Source organism: Streptomyces californicus (assembly GCF_000717645.1).
Lineage (GTDB): Bacteria > Actinomycetota > Actinomycetes > Streptomycetales > Streptomycetaceae > Streptomyces > Streptomyces californicus.
Map to the genome: position 1 here is coordinate 23,411 of NZ_JNZZ01000021.1, position 14,906 is coordinate 38,316.

The window sequence follows — 14,906 nt, forward strand, 5'->3', positions numbered from 1 at the left end:
CGGGTCACCGCGCCGCAGCGGAAATCTGAACAGCATGGGGGGTCCGGTGGGACGGAGCAGCACGCCCGGGGAGCGGACGCGGTCACGCGTACGCCGCGCCGACCGAGCCGATGAACTCGGCTGGGACGAGAGCCTGTACGAGAAGGGCGGCGAGGCGCCGGGGGGCGCCGCGGGGGACGCCGGCCGCGGCCCGGAGGCGGCCTCGGGCGCGGAGCCGAAGGCGAAGAGGTCCGAGGGCGGCGGCCGCCGGTCGGCGCAGGGCCGGCGGGGAGGCGGGGGCGGCGCCCGGGGCGCCAGCAGCCGCCGCGCGCCCAAGAGCCCCAAGCGGCGCGTCCTGCGCTGGAGCGCCACCGTGCTCGCCGTGCTGATACTCGGTACCGGGGCGACCGGTTACCTCTACTACGAGCACCTCAACGGCAACATCAAGAAAGAGGATCTGACCCTCGGCGACAAGCAGATGGCCGACCACAAGGCCAACGCCGCCGGGCAGACCCCGATCAACATCCTGCTCATCGGTTCCGACGCCCGGGACTCCAAGGCCAACCAGAAGCTGGGCGGGGCCAAGGAGACCTTCGGAGCACCGCCGCTCGCCGACGTGCAGATGCTGCTCCACATATCGGCGGACCGCAGCAACCTCTCGGTGATCAGCATGCCGCGCGACACGATGCTGAAGATGCCCAAGTGCACGGCCCCCGACGGCAAGGTCTTCCCGGCCAGCCAGGGTGACGTGCAGACCAACGAGAGCCTGGGACGCGGCGGCCCGGGGTGCACCGTGGCCACCTGGTACGAGCTGACCGGCATCCGCATCGACCACTTCATGATGATCGACTTCGCGGGGGTGGTGTCCATGGCCGACGCCATCGGCGGTGTCCCGGTCTGCGTCGACGCCAACATCAACTCGCGGGGGCGGGACGGCAAGGGCTCCGGTCTCAAGCTGGAGAAGGGCACCACGTCCGTCCAGGGCGAGCAGGCCCTCCAGTGGCTGCGCACCCGGTACGGCTTCGAGGACAACACCGACCTGGGCCGGGCGAAGGCCCAGCACATGTACATGAACTCGATGGTCCGCGAGCTGCGCAAGGGCACCAAGCTGACCGACCCGGCGAAGTTGATGAACCTCGCGGAGGCGGCCACCGACGCGCTGACCGTCGACAAGGGCCTCGACACGGTCAAGAAGCTCTACGACCTGGCCGAGGAGTTCAAGAAGGTCCCCACGAAGCGCATCACGATGTCGACCATGCCGAACGTGTACGGCACCGGTGTGAACAACGGCCGGGTCTACCCGAAGGCCGGTGACGCGGAGCAGTTGTTCCGGATGGTCCGCGACGATGTGCCGCTGGACGGCAAGGGGTCGAAGCGGAAGAAGCCGGTGGCGGAGGCGAAGGACCCGTCCGCCCCGGTCGGCGAGATCGTGGTCGCCGTACGCAACGCCACCGCGAGCGACCAGCAGGGGCCGGCGTCGGGCCGGGCGCGGGAGGTCGCGGACCAGTTGACGGAGGCGGGGTTCGCGCGGACGACCGTCGACGCGAACAACGTGACCGGGGTGGCGCGGACGACGGTCCTGTTCCCGAGCGCGGACCTGGAGGGCGACGCGCAGGCCGTGGCCAAGGCCCTCGGCGTTCCGGTGTCGCAGGTGAAGAGGTCCACCGACGTCTCGGGGATCTCGCTCGCCGTGGGGGCGGACTGGCGCGAGGACGGGGCCTATCCGGTGTCGAAGGGCACGGAGAAAACCCCGGAGTCGGCGGGCGCGCTCAACGGCGACGACGACAAGGCGTGCATGAAGGTGAATCCGAACTACACCTGGTGACGTAACAGGGGAACGCGCGTACGGACGGGGTCCCACCGCTGGAACGGTGGGGCCCTTCGCCGTGTTCGCGGCCGTGGCGCGTCAGCTTTCGGCCGCCGCGTTACCGCGAACGGGGGATAGCGGAGCGTGCCGCCGGGTCGCGGGCCGGGGCGGAGATCGTATGGGCCTAACGTGCGATGGTCCCCTTGCACCGCAGAGGTGTCTCCCTTGCGCCCCGGAGGTGTCTCCCCCGTGCCCGTGCCGCAGCGTCCGCAGCGCCCGCCGCAGTCCCGTCCCGCTCCCCCGCGCCGCCGTCCGCCGCAGGGCACGCGGCCGGTGCGCTCCCGGAAGCAGGACGAGCGCCCGCGCTGGGGCATGCGGGTGGCCATCGGTCTCTCGGTGCTGGTGCTGGGGGCGGGCGGGATCGGCCACGCTCTGGTGAGCGGCCTGGAGGACGGGATCGGCCGGGTCGATCCGTTCAAGGACATGAAGAACCGTCCGCAGGGGGGCCACGGCACGAACCTGCTGCTCGTCGGCACCGACGGCCGGGACACGATCACCAAGGAGGAGAAGAAGAAGTACCGGCTGGGCGGCGCGCCCTGCCACTGCACCGACACGATCATGCTGGTCCATCTGTCGGCCGACCGGCGGCGGGCGAGCGTGGTCAGCCTCCCCCGCGACAGTTACGCCGAGATGCCCGCCCACACCGACCGCACCACGGGCGAACGCCACGAGAGCCACCCGGTGAAGCTGAACGCGGCGTACGCGGAGGGTGGGCCGACCCTGACCGTGCGGACCGTCGAGAACATGACCAAGGTCAAGATCGACCACTATCTGGAGGTCGACTTCACCAGCTTCATGAAGACGGTGGACGCGGTCGGCGGGGTCGAGATCTGCACGGCTCGGCCGATGAAGGACGCGTACACGGGGCTGGATCTGCCCGCCGGCACCCATGAGCTGAACGGCGGCCAGGCGCTCCAGTACGTGCGCTCGCGCCATGTGGACGTGGCGGCCGACCTGGGCCGGATGGAGCGCCAGCAGAAGTTCATGGCGGCGCTGATCAAGCAGGCGACGAGCAGCGGGGTGCTGCTGAACCCGGTGCGGTTCCGGGAGGTCTCGACGACAGTGCTCGGCTCGGTCCGGGCCGACAAGGGCTTCGGTACGGAGCAGATGCTGGCGCTGGGCAAGGCGATGAAGGGCTTCGGGCCGGCCTCGTCGGAGTTCGCCTCCGTGCCCGTGGGCGATCCGAGCTTCCCGGTCAAGGGCATCGGCTCGACGGTCCGGTGGGACGCGGAGAAGTCGGAGAAGCTGTTCGCGGATCTGCGGGAGGACAAGCCGCTGGCCCCGCCGAAGCCGAAACCGGCGGCCGGGGCGGAGAAGCAGGCCGCGGGCACGCTGGTGGACGTCGCGCCGAAGGAGATCCGGGTGCAGGTCTACAACGGGACCCCGAAGGACGGTCTGGGCCGGTCCGTGGACGAGGCGCTGCGGGCCACCGGCTTCGCGACCACGCAGGCCCCGCTCAACGGGGAGACCCGGGACCGGGAGCGGACGCTCGTGGAGTACGACCCGCGCTGGGACCGCTCGGCGAAGTCGCTGGCCGCGGCGCTGCCCGGGAGCGAGCTGAAGCCGGTGAAGGACCAGGGGCCGCAGATGCGGGTGACGGTGGGCTCGGACTTCACGAAGGTGCACCCGGTGAAGGCGGAGAGCCGGCAGACGGCGGGCGACTTCTCCCCGGTGCGGGGGGACGAGGTGGTGTGCCCGTAGGCGACGCGGGGGCGGGCCGGGTCAGGTCGGACCGGGGCGGGACGGGTCGGGTCGGGTCGGGTTGAACGGGTCGTCGGTCACGTACGGGGGCGGTCGGGGCGGGACGGGCCGGGTCGGCGTACGGCTTGAGGCGCGTACGGCCCCGGACGCACAGGCGACACGTGCGGTCCGGGTAGCGGCTCGGCCGTTCGCCGTCCCCCGTTCGCCGTCCCCCGGTCCGCGCTCAGTCGTCGATGCCGTCCGCGGCCCGCTTCTCGCGCAGTTCCTTGATCGCGCGGCGGCGGGCCAGCCGGTGCGTGCGCCGGATCTGCGCCTCCTGGTAGCGCCGCTTGTCGCGCTCGGTCTCGGGGATCACCGGTGGTACGCGGCGGGGCTTGCCGTCCCCGTCGACGGCGGCGAAGACCAGATAGGCGCTGCCGACCTGCTGGGCGGGGGTCGACTCGTTCCAGCGCTCGGCCATCACGCGGACGCCGACCTCCATCGAGGAGCGGCCGGTCCAGTTGACCTGGGCCTTCACATGGACCAGGTCACCGACGCGGACCGGCTCCAGGAAGACCATCTCGTCCATCGACGCCGTCACGGCGGGACCGCCGGAATGGCGGCCGGCCACCGCGCCCGCCGCGTCGTCGACCAGTTTCATGATCACGCCGCCGTGCACCGTCCCGAGGAGGTTGGTGTCGCTCCCGGTCATGATGTGGCTGAGGGTCGTCCGGGACGCCGCAGTCGGCTTGCCCGGAATCTCTTCCTCTGAGCGGTTGGCCGGTTCTGTTACGCCAGTGGCCTGATCTGTCATACCGTCCACCTTATGCGGGCCGCGCGATCCCGCAGAATGCATCAGGTTGGCAACAGCCCTGGTGCGATTTCCCTTACACCCTGTAATAGCTGTGGGCCGGGACGGCACACTGTTCGGATGAACGATTGGCCCGATCGACGGACCGGCGACCGCAGCGACCGCTACGGGCGGGGCAGTGCCAGCCCCCAGCCCGAGGGCGCGCGGGCGATGCCGCACATCCAGCGCCGCCCGTCCTCGCCGCAGCGGCCGCAGATGCCGCCCCAGCGACCGCAGGTACCGCCGCAGAGCCAGGGGTACGACGACCGCTACCAGGACGGCGGCTACGGCAACCCCGAGCCCGGCTACGACAGCGGTTACAACACCGGCCAGGTCTACGGCGGCGGCAGCGGCGGCTCCGGCCGGGGCGGCGGCGGTCGCCGGGGCGGCGGTGACGGGGGGTACGTGGGCCGCCCGGCTCCGGACTGGCGCCGCCGGATCAAGCTCGGCGCGCTGACCCTGGTGGTCGTCCTGCTGGTGGTCTCCGTCTCGACGTACTTCTGGGCCGACTCGAAGCTCAAGCGCGAGGTCGACCTCTCGAAGGTCATCGAGCGGCCGGAGTCCGGCGACGGCACGAACTACCTGATCGTCGGGTCCGACAGCCGCGAGGGCATGTCGGCCGAGGAGAAGAAGCGGCTGCGCACCGGTTCCGCCGAGGGCAAGCGGACCGACTCCATGATGATCCTGCACGACGGCTCCAACGGGCCGACGCTGATCTCGCTGCCGCGCGACTCCAACGTCGAGATCCCGTCGTTCGTGGGCTCCGAGTCCGGAAAGAAGTTCCCGGGGACCGGCCGGCAGGTGAAGCTGAACGCCGCCTACGCCGAGGACGGCCCCGAACTCCTCGTCCGTACGGTCGAGTTCAACACCGGGCTGCACATCGACCACTACGTCGAGATCGGCTTCGGCGGCTTCGCGAAGATCGTGGACGCGATCGGCGGGGTCGAGCTGGACATCCCGAAGGCGTTCAAGGACAAGAAGTCGGGGGCCGACTTCAAGGCGGGCAAGCAGACGCTGAACGGCGAGCAGTCCCTCGCCTTCGTCCGGACCCGCTACGCGTTCGCCGGCAGCGACCTGGACCGTACGAAGAACCAGCAGAAGTTCCTCGCGGCGCTGGCGAGCCAGACGGCGACCCCCTCCACGATCATCAACCCGTTCAAGCTGTACCCGACGATGGGCGCGGGCCTGGACACGCTGATCGTGGACAAGGACATGTCGCTCTGGTCGCTGGGCAACATGTTCTTCGCGATGAAGGGCGTCACGGGCGGCGACGGCACGTCGATGAACATGCCGATCTCGGGCAGTGTCGGCGGGAACCTGGTCTGGGACAAGGCCAAGGTGAAGCAGTTGGTGCAGCAGCTCAACAACGACGAGAAGGTCACCGTCAGCAGCGACTGACGCCGGCGGCCCTGATCGGCACGGGCCGGGGGCCCGACGGGCGGATGTCCGCCCGTCGGGCCCCCGGCGCCGTTCCGGGCACTGTCGGCCGGGCCGCGGCGCTATTCGTCGTAGGTGATGACGCCGTGCTCGTCCATGGTCGGGTGCATCTTGGAGGGCTCGTACTCGTCCACGTCGGAGGGGCGCGGCGTCTCCGGGCCGTTGGGGCCGATGCGCACCATCCGCTCGACCCGGACGAGGTCGAACCGCTTTCCGCGCACGAGGAGTTCGTCGGGCCTCTTCCGCTGGGCGAACCGGTCGGCGGCCTTGGCGTAGACGGCGGCCTCCTTGGGGTCGATCCCCACCATGTCCGGCAGGTAGACCTTGAGGTGGTAGACGAGGGCACGCCGGGCGTCCTGAGGGGTGGGGTGCAGTCCGGTCACCAACCCCCAGGAGCCTTCCTTCCGTTCGACCACCCGGAACGTCGGCGGCAGCAGCACGACGCCCGGATGGCTGGTCAACGCCTTCTCGGAATCGGCCCGTACGTCCTTGGGGTAGTGGCCGGCGGTGTAGGAGAGGGACAGCAGGTTCGCCCGGCCGATGCCCTCGGAGAGGCCGACGGCCGCCGCGTGGTCGATCACGAAACCGTCGCTGCGGGAGGGATCGACGGTCTTCGGATCCCAGCTCTCGGAGTCCGGGTCGGTGGGGCGGGGCGGCTCCAGCCGGCCGCCGCCGATCCGGGCGAACTCGTCGGCACGCACCACCCGGTAGCGGGTTCCGGCCGCCGACACCTCGTTGACCGGCGCGGTCTCCAGCCGCGCCACGGCGGCCAGCAGCGACCGCCGTACGGCCGGGTCGTCGGTCTCGTCCTTCGCCTTGAACCACAGGTGCGAGTTCAACTCGTCCCGCGCGAGCTGCGGCGCCCCGTTCTCCAACTCGCCGATCAGCCGCCAGCGCGGCCGGTCGCCGGGCCGCTGCTCGGCGAGCCCGAACAGCGGCCCCCGGACCACGATGTCGGGGTACTTGCGGAGCGCGGCGAGCGCGTCGGCCTCGGCGACCTCGAAGAGCGGGTCGTCCCGGTGCGTGACGTTGATGGTCAGATGGTCCGGCGATTTCCCCGGGTGATCGTCCATGCACTCAGTGTGCCGAAGTCGGCTGCCGCTGTCCGGAGTTCGCCTGCAAAAGGTGGTCCGGCTCCCGCGCGAGGGCGGCGGCCCCTCAGTCGGCGCAGCCGTACCGCTCGGCGAGCCGGGTGGCCACGTCCCGCATCACGATCTTGTTGTTGTGCAGCGCCGTGTCCGCGTCGACCAGCGGCGTCTCTCCCCGTCTCGCCAGGCGCTCCTTGTCCTGCGAGGGCACGGCGAGTGTCGCCGTGATGTACGGAGCGGTCGAGCCCATCCGGACGGCGCAGCCTGCGGGCAGCGTGACCTCGGCCTGGTCGGGGAGCGCCCAGCCGTCGAAGCCGGTGCCGAGCCGGGTGGACCCCTCCTTGATGTAGGGAGCGGCACGGGTGTCCGCGACAACCAGTTTGGCGACTCCTCGGGGGTATTCGTCGTTCTCCGAGTTGGCCCGCTGCACGTGGCAGCCTCTGAATACCGCGTAGTCCGTGGTGCTGCCCTTGCTCTCCCATTCCTCCGCGCTGACCTCGCCCCCCTTGCCGTCATCGATCAGCTCCGCCGCCTCCCGGCTGAGCGCACCATGGCACAGAGACTTCGACAGCTGCGGCTTCTCCACATCGTCCGGCCACACACTCGCCGTCACCACAGCCACCGTCGCGGCCCCCAACACGACAGTCAACGGCAACCACTTCTTGTCCATCGGCTACTGCCCCATCAACTTGTCGGCCTGGGCCATACCGCTCAGGTACCACTCCTTCGTTTTCGGCTGAAGGTGGTCCTCGTACTCGCCCGGGCTCGCGTCCAGCTCCCTCTTCGAGATGCCTCGCGCTATGGCCGTATCGCGCAACATACCGTTCATCTGCTTCTCGCCATCTTCGTAATGGTTGATCCTGTTCTCCTGAGTCTCGGCATCGATCTTGGCGTTGTCCTCGTTCAGGCCATCACTCAGGCCCCAGTCCACTGCTCGCTGCAGCCCGTCACCAGCGAACGGAATCGGGGTCAACAGACCACCGATAACGTGGTAATTGAGCATCTTCCTGTAGGCATTGGCATCTTTGTCCGCCTGGCCCAGGTCGGAGATGACGTCGCCCCGCACACCGTCGAGATGACCCAGCACGTTGGCGGACTGCTGGACCCAGGCCCGCAGCTTCTGGTCCTCTTCACGGAAGGACTCCGCGGGAAAGTGGCTGAGTCCCTCGCTGATGACCATGCTCCGCGAGGCATGGATCATCTTGTACGCCTGGGGATCCTCCGCCGTGGCGCGGATGATCCGGGTGAGATCGCCCCGGTCGATCTCAAGCTGGTTGAAGTCGGTCGCCCCGTCCATCTCCTTGCCCAGGATCTGATGCACGTCGGAGCCGTAGTCGGCGATCATGTCGGCCATCGGCAGCCGCATCGATACGGGGACGGCGGTCTGGTCCTTTCGGAGCTCCGTCGTGTATTCGCTCATCACCCGCTCGAAGATCGCGGTCTCGGCGACGTCGTGGTGGGCCGGCACCCGGTGCATGTCCGATCCGGGCGCACGGCCCGTGGACGCGGCTTCGAGTGCGAGGCCGAGTTCGGCGCGGGCCGAGGTGTACTGCTTCTCGTCCGGCATCTCGCTCTCGACCGTGCCGCCGGGCCACTTCCGGTCTTCCAGGAAGTACGCGAGGTTGTCGGTGGCGTTCGGGTCGAAGTAGTGCGTGGCAGCGGACGGGTTGCGGCTCATGGCGTTCAGGAGGCCCTTCATCGGGTCCTCCTGCGTGCCCTGCCAGTTCTTCATGACGCCGTCGTAGGCGTCGTCGTTGCCCGTCTCCCCATCACGGATGGTGTCGCCGACCTCGGTCAGGAACGCCTCGCTGTAGACCGGGTCGCCCTCGTCCTTCTTCCAGGGGGACGACTTCTCCTTGGGGCCCTTGTTCGGGACGTACGGGGTGTTCTCGCCGGCGTCCGCGGCCATCAGGTCCGTGAGGTCCTTCAGCGTGGCGGAGCCTCCGCCGATGGAGCCGGGGTGACGCGCGGGGAGGCCGTTGCCGTCGCGGGCCGTGGTGATGAGCTTGCTGGTCCACGCCGAGGTCACGCCGCCGGGGGAACCGATCGGGGAGTCGGGCCCTGTGGCGGTGGCGAGCGAGCCGGACAGCGCCCTGTAGAGGCGGGCGTCCGTACTGGAGAGCTGGCCGTCGCGGCCGCCCGACTCCAGTTTCGCGCGCGTCACGATACCTGCATGATCAAACGGTCTCCACGGCTGAGCCTCCGCCCTCCGCCGCGCGGGCGAGTGCACCTGCAACGCCTCGCAGGTGAACGCGAACAGGACGCCCGGGCCGTGGGCGGCGTGCCGCACGGGAGGGACGAGGCGGTCGGCCGACCCGGCGGAAGGGTCGCCACGCGGGTCACCGCGAAACACCTCAAGGGCCGCCACGCGGGTCACGGCGCAACGCCTTTCGGTTCGAGTTCGGCGAAGTCCTCGTGCAGGGCGTCGAGATGGCGGCCGGTGGGCGTGCCCCGCGCGTCGAGTTCCGCGAGCCGCCAGCCGGGGAGTCGCGCCTCGATCTCGGCGGGGAGCGAGCCGTCGGACGGATCGGCCAGGGCGTGCAGCACCCCGAACGCCGTCTCCCGGGCGATCTCGCGGGCCAGGGTGCCGAGGTCTTCGGGGGTGAGCCCGGCGGCGAGGGCACGGTCGACGGCGCCGGCCGCCGCCCCGTCGGCGCGGTAGGCGTCCACCCACTGCGGGGCGGCCGTGCTCCAGGCGTCGACGTCCTGCCACACCGTCCGCAGCAGCCGGTAGCGGGCGAGCTGGGGCAGCCCCTCCTCGACCTCGGACTCGGCCCAGTCCCGGGCGTCGGCGTCCGCGCCCAGGGCGCCGAAGAGGGCGGTCAGCGTGTCGATTTCGGTCATGGGAAGGGAGACTAAGGGCTGCCAGGGGCTGCCGGATGAAGCCGGCCGGGACCGATGAGTTCTCGCCAGGCGTACGGTCAGTACTTCCGCAAGAGTGAGAGGCGAGACCGGGCGCCGGCCGGGCCCGCCACGACCCACCCGGGAGAACCGCATGCGCACCCTGATCAGCACCGCGTTCGTCTCGCTCGACGGCGTCATGGAGGCCCCGGGCGGCGAGCCCGGCTACCGGAATTCGGGGTGGACGTTCAAGGACGTCGCGTTCCTGCCGGAGGCGTACGAGCTCAAGGGCCGGGAGCAGGAGGAGGCCGCGGCGCTGCTGCTGGGGCGGGCCAGTTACGAGGCGTTCAGCCCCGTGTGGCCGGGCATGGAGGAGTTCGCGGGGTACAGGGCCATGCCGAAGTACGTCGTCTCCACCACGCTGGCCGACGACGCGCTGGTGTCCGGCTGGGGCGAGACCACGATTCTGCGGTCGCTCGACGAGGTCGCCGCCCTCAAGGAGACCGAGGGCGGCCCGATCATCGTCCACGGGAGCGCCGAGCTCAACCGGAACCTCGCGGACGCCGACCTCATCGACCGGTACCACCTGCTCGTCTTCCCGGTGCTGCTCGGCGCGGGCAAGCGCCTGTTCAGCGCCGCGGACAAGGACCGGCAGTTGCTGAAGCTGGTCGAGCACGAGGCGTACGCGAACGGCATCCAGAAGAACGTCTTCGAGGTGGTCCGCTGACGCACGGGCGGCGGGCACCGGGGACGGGAGCGGGGGCGGGGGCCGGGCCGCTCTGACGGGCCCGGCCGGCCCACCACGTCAGCCGACCGTCGGCCGGCCCACGTCAGCCGGCCGGCCCACCACGTCAGCCGGCCGGCCCGCCACGCCGGCCTCTCAGCCCCTCAGCCCCTCAGCCGACGGCACTCCCCGCAGGACGGTCGCCGCCACCTCGGCGGGCGGAACGCCAGTGGTGTCGACCACCCGCGCCTCCCGGCGCAGCCAGGGCAGGGCCCGCTCGTAGTCGTCCAGGTGGTCCAGCCGCCACTGCCGCGCACCCGCGCTCTCCGGCTTGGTGTCGGTCTCGATGCGTTCCACGAGGGTGTCGCGGTCGGTGTGGAGCAGGAAGTGGTGCACGGGGATGCCCGCCCGGGTCAGACCATCGTGGATCTCCCGCCAGTACGCCTCGACCAGAACGGTCTGCGTGACCACCAGCGTGCCGCCCACATGGTCGAGGACCTGCCGCGCGGTCTCCACCACCAGCCCCCGCCAGGGCGGGAAGTCCTGGAAGTCCTTCTCCGGCACGCCGAGCACGTGCCTGAGCATCTCCCCCACCTTCTCGGTGTCGAACAGCCGGGAGTCGGGAAGGCGCGAGACCACCTCGTGGGAGGTGGTGGTCTTGCCCGCGCCGAAGGTTCCGTTCAGCCAGATGATCATCGGCTCACCCTAGGGGACGCGTGCGGCCCCCGGCAGGTCGCCGAGGGCCGCAAGAGGTGCCGCGCGGAGGGGAGTTACGGCAGGTTCCTCGCCATCACGATGCGCTGGACCTGGTTCGTGCCCTCGTAAATCTGGGTGCTTTACAGGTCATATGGCTCCGACCTGCACGAACACCCCTGCCAGAGGGCCCTACCCAGCATTTCCCCATGATCGTCTACGGTCTGCCCAGGTAGGGACCGCGCCGGAGGCACCACCACCGGCCGCGCGGTAGATGAGCAAGCTCGGCGCAGGTTACGCGGTTTCCTGTTCCGTCAACCGTGATCGCTTGACCCGCGTGTCTCACCCTCGGGAGCATCAACCCAGATGCGAGGCCCTGGCAGCGGCACGGGAGAGGGGAACCCGGACCATGAAGGTCACCAAACTGGTCAGCACGTGCGACATCAAGGACTGTCCGACGATCTACGCGACGGATCGCGGCACCTTCCTGGTTCAGGGCGAGACACCGACCGACCACGGGCTTCAGATTCCCGCACACGAAACCCTGGTCGAGATCCCGATGGAACTGATCCAGAAGGCCATTCGTGACAACCTCATCTAAGACCCTCGGCGACCTCTTCGACTCGTTCGAGCGTGAGGCATTCCGCCTGGAAACCCTGGACGACTACAGCAAGTCCGGGAGCGTGGACGCTTATCACGCGTTCCTGGCCGGGCAGCCGCAGCCGGACGAGTACAACGCGGGCTGGGTCGAAGAGCTCCGTTCACACACCGAAAACGGCAAGAGGGTCCACCGGGTCCACGTTCTGACCCGCCCGCTCTCGGACTATCTTAGGTTCGAGCTTGGGTGGGGGTACCGGAAGAACATGACCGGTGGCGAAGAGTTCTTCATTCTCGACATCACCGAGAAGCCCAACCCTCTGGAGAACGTCCCGGATTTCTGGTTGTTCGACTCGGCATCCGTCGCCGTGATGAACTACGACGGAAACGGGAAGTATCTCGGCCCGGAAGTGCTGCCGTCAGAACGAACGGCGGAATTCATGCGGTACCGTGACGCGGCACTTGCCCACGCCGAGCCATTTCCCGAATGGTGGGCCAAGTACGGGACGTGAACAGAGCACAGCTTGGGGCCGCCCTGCGGGCGCTGCGAGTAGCATCCGGAAAGGAAGCCAAAGCGGTGGCCCGCAGCGCTCTCATGTCTCCGTCCAAGCTATCGAAGATCGAAAATGCCAAGCTGGCACCCAGCGCAACGGACGCTGAGCGCATCCTGACAGCCATTGGCGTATCGGATGAGGTCAAGGCCGAATACACCGACGCGGCCCGAGCATCGGCGACTGAGGCGACAGCGTGGCGGCTCCTGAAGCGCATCGGGGTTCACAAGGGCCAGCAGGCCGCCAAGGCCCTGGAAGCCCAGATGTCGACGCTGCGGTTGTTCCAACCCGCACTCGTGCCTGGACTACTCCAGACGCCCGAATACATCCGGGCCATTCTGAAACGCCACAATCTGAGTGAGGACGCCCTCACGCGGACAATCAACGGACGACTTGAACGACAAGCGATTCTCTACGACAACGCCAAGTCGCTCCGGTTCGTCATCACGGAGCCAGTTCTACGCTGGCGAATCGTCCCGGCACAGATGATGGCTGCACAGCTGGACCGCATCGCTTCCATATCTCGACTACCCCATGTGGACATCCGTGTCGTTCCGCTGGCGATTCAGCAGCAGGAAATCGCCAGTCACGCGTTCGTCATCCGTGACGACCGAATGGTCACCATAGAAACGGTTCACGCAGAGGTGGTCGTCACAGACCCCCGGGATGTAAGTCTGTACGTTGATAAGTTCGAAAGATTCGAGCAGATGGCGCTGGCCGGCGCGGACATGCGGAATCTGATCGAGGGCATCCGGAACGACTTTTTGAGGGAACAGGAAACAGGCTAGAGATGCATCCATGACCCGCCGAAGATGGCGGCATGGAGAGCGAAGAGAGAACGTCCGGTCCTGCGACCGAACCCCCGGCGGGGACGTGCCTGTCGGAGCTGCCGCGCGAGCCGTCACCCGTGCCCTGCTGCCCCGCGTGCCTTTCTCACTCGGTCGCCCGCGAGAACGCCCGCTCGGGCGGTGACTACAGCGCCGTATCTGACGCCAACGTGAGGATGCGTCAGCACCAGAGAGACGAGCACGCGGGGAACCAGCCGTGAGCGTCACGGCCGAGGACATCGGTATGCGGGTCCAGGACGCTTCCGGAAGGATCGGCATCCTCCGCGACGTGATGAGGGACTGCGAGGACCCTGGGGAACTGCCGGGCGAACGGCAGAAGCACTCCGTTGCCTTCCTGTGGCCCGAGGGCGGCGGAAGAGAGTGGTTGGCCCCTTCGCAACAAGTAACGCGCGCCTGGAAACTCCAGATCACTCGGGAGAACTCCGTGTCCGTTCCGGATCTGTCGAACCTGCTTGCACCCCGGACAGGTCGGGTGGCTCCGGCGTCGTGCGTCCAATACGCAACACTCCGCAAGCGGGTTCGCACGGCCAATCGATCCAGAAATCCGGCCAAGGCGCTGGAGACCGTCAAGGCGATGCGGCTGCACCAGCGTTACGGGCATCCCAACTACACGTGACAGCTCCCCATTGACCTCTCCGCGCACGGTCCCCAACTGACCCAGGGGAACAGACTCCCGTCCGGTATGGGCGGCGGCGGTCAGCCATGGCCGCGATCAGTTGAGCAGGAAGGTGCAGTGATGCAGAACGGAACCGACCTGTACGCGCTCGACATCAACAGGGCCGCGTTCGTCCAGGCGTGCGGCGGCCCCTGTTCCGAAGGGTGCGTGACGCTGGCCCGGATCGGCGAGGACGCCTGGGCCCTCGGTGACAGCAAGCGGCCGAACGCGCAGCCGCTGCGGTTCACCACGGAGGAGCTGGACGCGGCCGGTATCGACCCGGCGCGGTTCGGCCTGAACGTCTGATCCCCCTCCCCCGCCAGTCGGGCCCGGCCGCTTTCCTGGGTCGGGCCCGACTGGTCCTCCGACCGCTGACACCGAACGGGAACACCAGGTGCACCACCACGGCTATCTGTGGACCGGCCCGAAAGAGCGTTTCGACCAGGAAGCATTGCGACGGCCCCCTCATCCTGAGCCGGCCCCGGCTGGGAGCAGACCGGAACTGATCCAGCGCTATCGGGAAGTGGTGACGGAGTTCCCCACTGTCGATCTGCCGCCCATCGAAACGGCGTACTGGCTCATCAAGCCCCGCTCCCTCGTTCGTGGAACCTGGGAGGAAGCCAAGGAGGCGGCGGTCTGGCTCGGTGAGCGCCTGGCCGAGCACGCCCCTCGGTTCGCGTCGGAGAAGGACCGAAACACCACGCGCCTGGCCCAGGTGGTGAACGCTGCTGCCGAACGACTGCACTCGGGCAGTGATGTGTCCTATGGCTGCTACCTCGAACGCCCCTTGTATCTGTCCCTGGCGGTGGTGACGTGTTCCCCGAATCATGCGATTCCTGAACTGGCCTGCCCAGTCGCATAGTCGAAGCAACAAAGAAGCCCCGGCCATTCGGCCGGGACTTCGTTTGATTGGTTAGAGCAGTCCGGCGCGGACGACCCTCGGAGGCGTCAGAGGTCGCCTGGTCCACGCACGGCAACAGCCCCCGGCAGCACGCCGGGGGCTGTGTTGTTTGTGCAGGTCAGTGGCCGTTCTCAGCCCGGCATCCACCCAGGATTCCCCCAGCATGACGCTCAGGAACGGTCCTGATCGGGCCGC

Annotated in this window: 16 protein-coding genes; 10 read left to right on the plus strand and 6 right to left on the minus strand. The window is 68.8% G+C overall.

What is annotated here, in order from left to right; translation table 11 throughout:
• Positions 1-34: 34 nt before the first annotated feature.
• A complete protein-coding gene (locus IF19_RS0126285) occupies positions 35-1,804 on the plus strand; it encodes an LCP family protein (protein WP_030277447.1) in 1,770 nt (589 codons plus the stop codon).
• Positions 1,805-2,035: 231 nt separating this feature from the next.
• Positions 2,036-3,547 (plus strand): LCP family protein, encoded by a 1,512-nt coding sequence (locus IF19_RS0126290; RefSeq protein WP_436293305.1) that lies wholly within the window; start codon positions 2,036-2,038, stop codon positions 3,545-3,547.
• A gap of 223 nt (positions 3,548-3,770) precedes the next feature.
• Here the strand turns inward: IF19_RS0126290 and IF19_RS0126295 are convergent, their stop codons facing one another.
• On the minus strand, positions 3,771-4,340 hold the full coding sequence (locus IF19_RS0126295; protein WP_030197068.1) for an acyl-CoA thioesterase: 570 nt from the start codon (positions 4,338-4,340) through the stop codon (positions 3,771-3,773).
• A gap of 117 nt (positions 4,341-4,457) precedes the next feature.
• On the opposite strand from IF19_RS0126295, the gene IF19_RS0126300 reads away from it, so the two are divergent.
• Positions 4,458-5,774: an LCP family protein gene (locus tag IF19_RS0126300; RefSeq protein WP_078580897.1), complete on the plus strand. Its 1,317-nt coding sequence runs from the start codon at positions 4,458-4,460 to the stop codon at positions 5,772-5,774.
• Positions 5,775-5,875: 101 nt separating this feature from the next.
• Here IF19_RS0126300 and IF19_RS0126305 read toward each other — a convergent pair whose 3' ends face one another.
• The 4 genes from IF19_RS0126305 to IF19_RS0126320 all read right to left on the minus strand — a co-directional run bounded on the left by IF19_RS0126305 (position 5,876) and on the right by IF19_RS0126320 (position 9,745).
• Positions 5,876-6,886, minus strand: a complete 1,011-nt coding sequence (locus IF19_RS0126305) for a DUF5954 family protein (protein ID WP_030115387.1) — start codon at positions 6,884-6,886, stop codon at positions 5,876-5,878.
• Between the two features lie 85 nt (positions 6,887-6,971).
• Positions 6,972-7,541 (minus strand): hypothetical protein, encoded by a 570-nt coding sequence (locus tag IF19_RS0126310; RefSeq protein ID WP_234310580.1) that lies wholly within the window; start codon positions 7,539-7,541, stop codon positions 6,972-6,974.
• A gap of 33 nt (positions 7,542-7,574) precedes the next feature.
• On the minus strand, positions 7,575-9,278 hold the full coding sequence (locus IF19_RS0126315) for a DUF6571 family protein (protein ID WP_234313242.1): 1,704 nt from the start codon (positions 9,276-9,278) through the stop codon (positions 7,575-7,577).
• The gene (locus tag IF19_RS0126320; protein WP_030115390.1) at positions 9,275-9,745 is read right to left on the minus strand and encodes a hypothetical protein; all 471 of its coding nucleotides are present in this window, start codon (positions 9,743-9,745) and stop codon (positions 9,275-9,277) included. The genes IF19_RS0126315 and IF19_RS0126320 overlap by 4 nt, the downstream gene beginning before the upstream one ends.
• 151 nt (positions 9,746-9,896) lie before the next feature.
• Between IF19_RS0126320 and IF19_RS0126325 the strand changes: the two genes are divergently transcribed.
• Positions 9,897-10,469 carry a dihydrofolate reductase family protein gene (locus tag IF19_RS0126325; RefSeq protein WP_030115391.1) on the plus strand — a complete coding sequence of 191 codons (573 nt, stop codon included), beginning with the start codon at positions 9,897-9,899 and terminating at the stop codon, positions 10,467-10,469.
• Between the two features lie 153 nt (positions 10,470-10,622).
• On the opposite strand, the gene IF19_RS0126330 is transcribed toward IF19_RS0126325, so the two are convergent.
• On the minus strand, positions 10,623-11,162 hold the full coding sequence (locus IF19_RS0126330; protein ID WP_030115392.1) for a P-loop nucleotide/nucleoside kinase family protein: 540 nt from the start codon (positions 11,160-11,162) through the stop codon (positions 10,623-10,625).
• A 406-nt stretch (positions 11,163-11,568) separates the two neighbouring features.
• Here IF19_RS0126330 and IF19_RS0126335 point away from each other — a divergent pair, with 406 nt between their 5' ends.
• The 6 genes from IF19_RS0126335 (at position 11,569) to IF19_RS0126360 (ending at position 14,672) form a co-directional block, all read left to right on the plus strand.
• Positions 11,569-11,760, plus strand: a complete 192-nt coding sequence (locus IF19_RS0126335; protein WP_030115393.1) for a hypothetical protein — start codon at positions 11,569-11,571, stop codon at positions 11,758-11,760.
• Positions 11,744-12,268: a DUF6879 family protein gene (locus tag IF19_RS0126340; protein ID WP_030115394.1), complete on the plus strand. Its 525-nt coding sequence runs from the start codon at positions 11,744-11,746 to the stop codon at positions 12,266-12,268. Before IF19_RS0126335 ends, IF19_RS0126340 begins: the two co-directional genes overlap by 17 nt.
• Positions 12,265-13,095, plus strand: a complete 831-nt coding sequence (locus IF19_RS0126345; protein ID WP_030115395.1) for a helix-turn-helix domain-containing protein — start codon at positions 12,265-12,267, stop codon at positions 13,093-13,095. The genes IF19_RS0126340 and IF19_RS0126345 overlap by 4 nt, the downstream gene beginning before the upstream one ends.
• 256 nt (positions 13,096-13,351) lie before the next feature.
• Positions 13,352-13,771, plus strand: coding sequence for a hypothetical protein (locus tag IF19_RS0126350; RefSeq protein WP_030115396.1), 420 nt, complete (start codon positions 13,352-13,354; stop codon positions 13,769-13,771).
• Between the two features lie 120 nt (positions 13,772-13,891).
• Positions 13,892-14,116 (plus strand): hypothetical protein, encoded by a 225-nt coding sequence (locus IF19_RS0126355; protein ID WP_030115397.1) that lies wholly within the window; start codon positions 13,892-13,894, stop codon positions 14,114-14,116.
• An 88-nt stretch (positions 14,117-14,204) separates the two neighbouring features.
• Positions 14,205-14,672 carry a hypothetical protein gene (locus tag IF19_RS0126360; RefSeq protein ID WP_030115398.1) on the plus strand — a complete coding sequence of 156 codons (468 nt, stop codon included), beginning with the start codon at positions 14,205-14,207 and terminating at the stop codon, positions 14,670-14,672.
• Positions 14,673-14,906 lie beyond the last annotated feature (234 nt).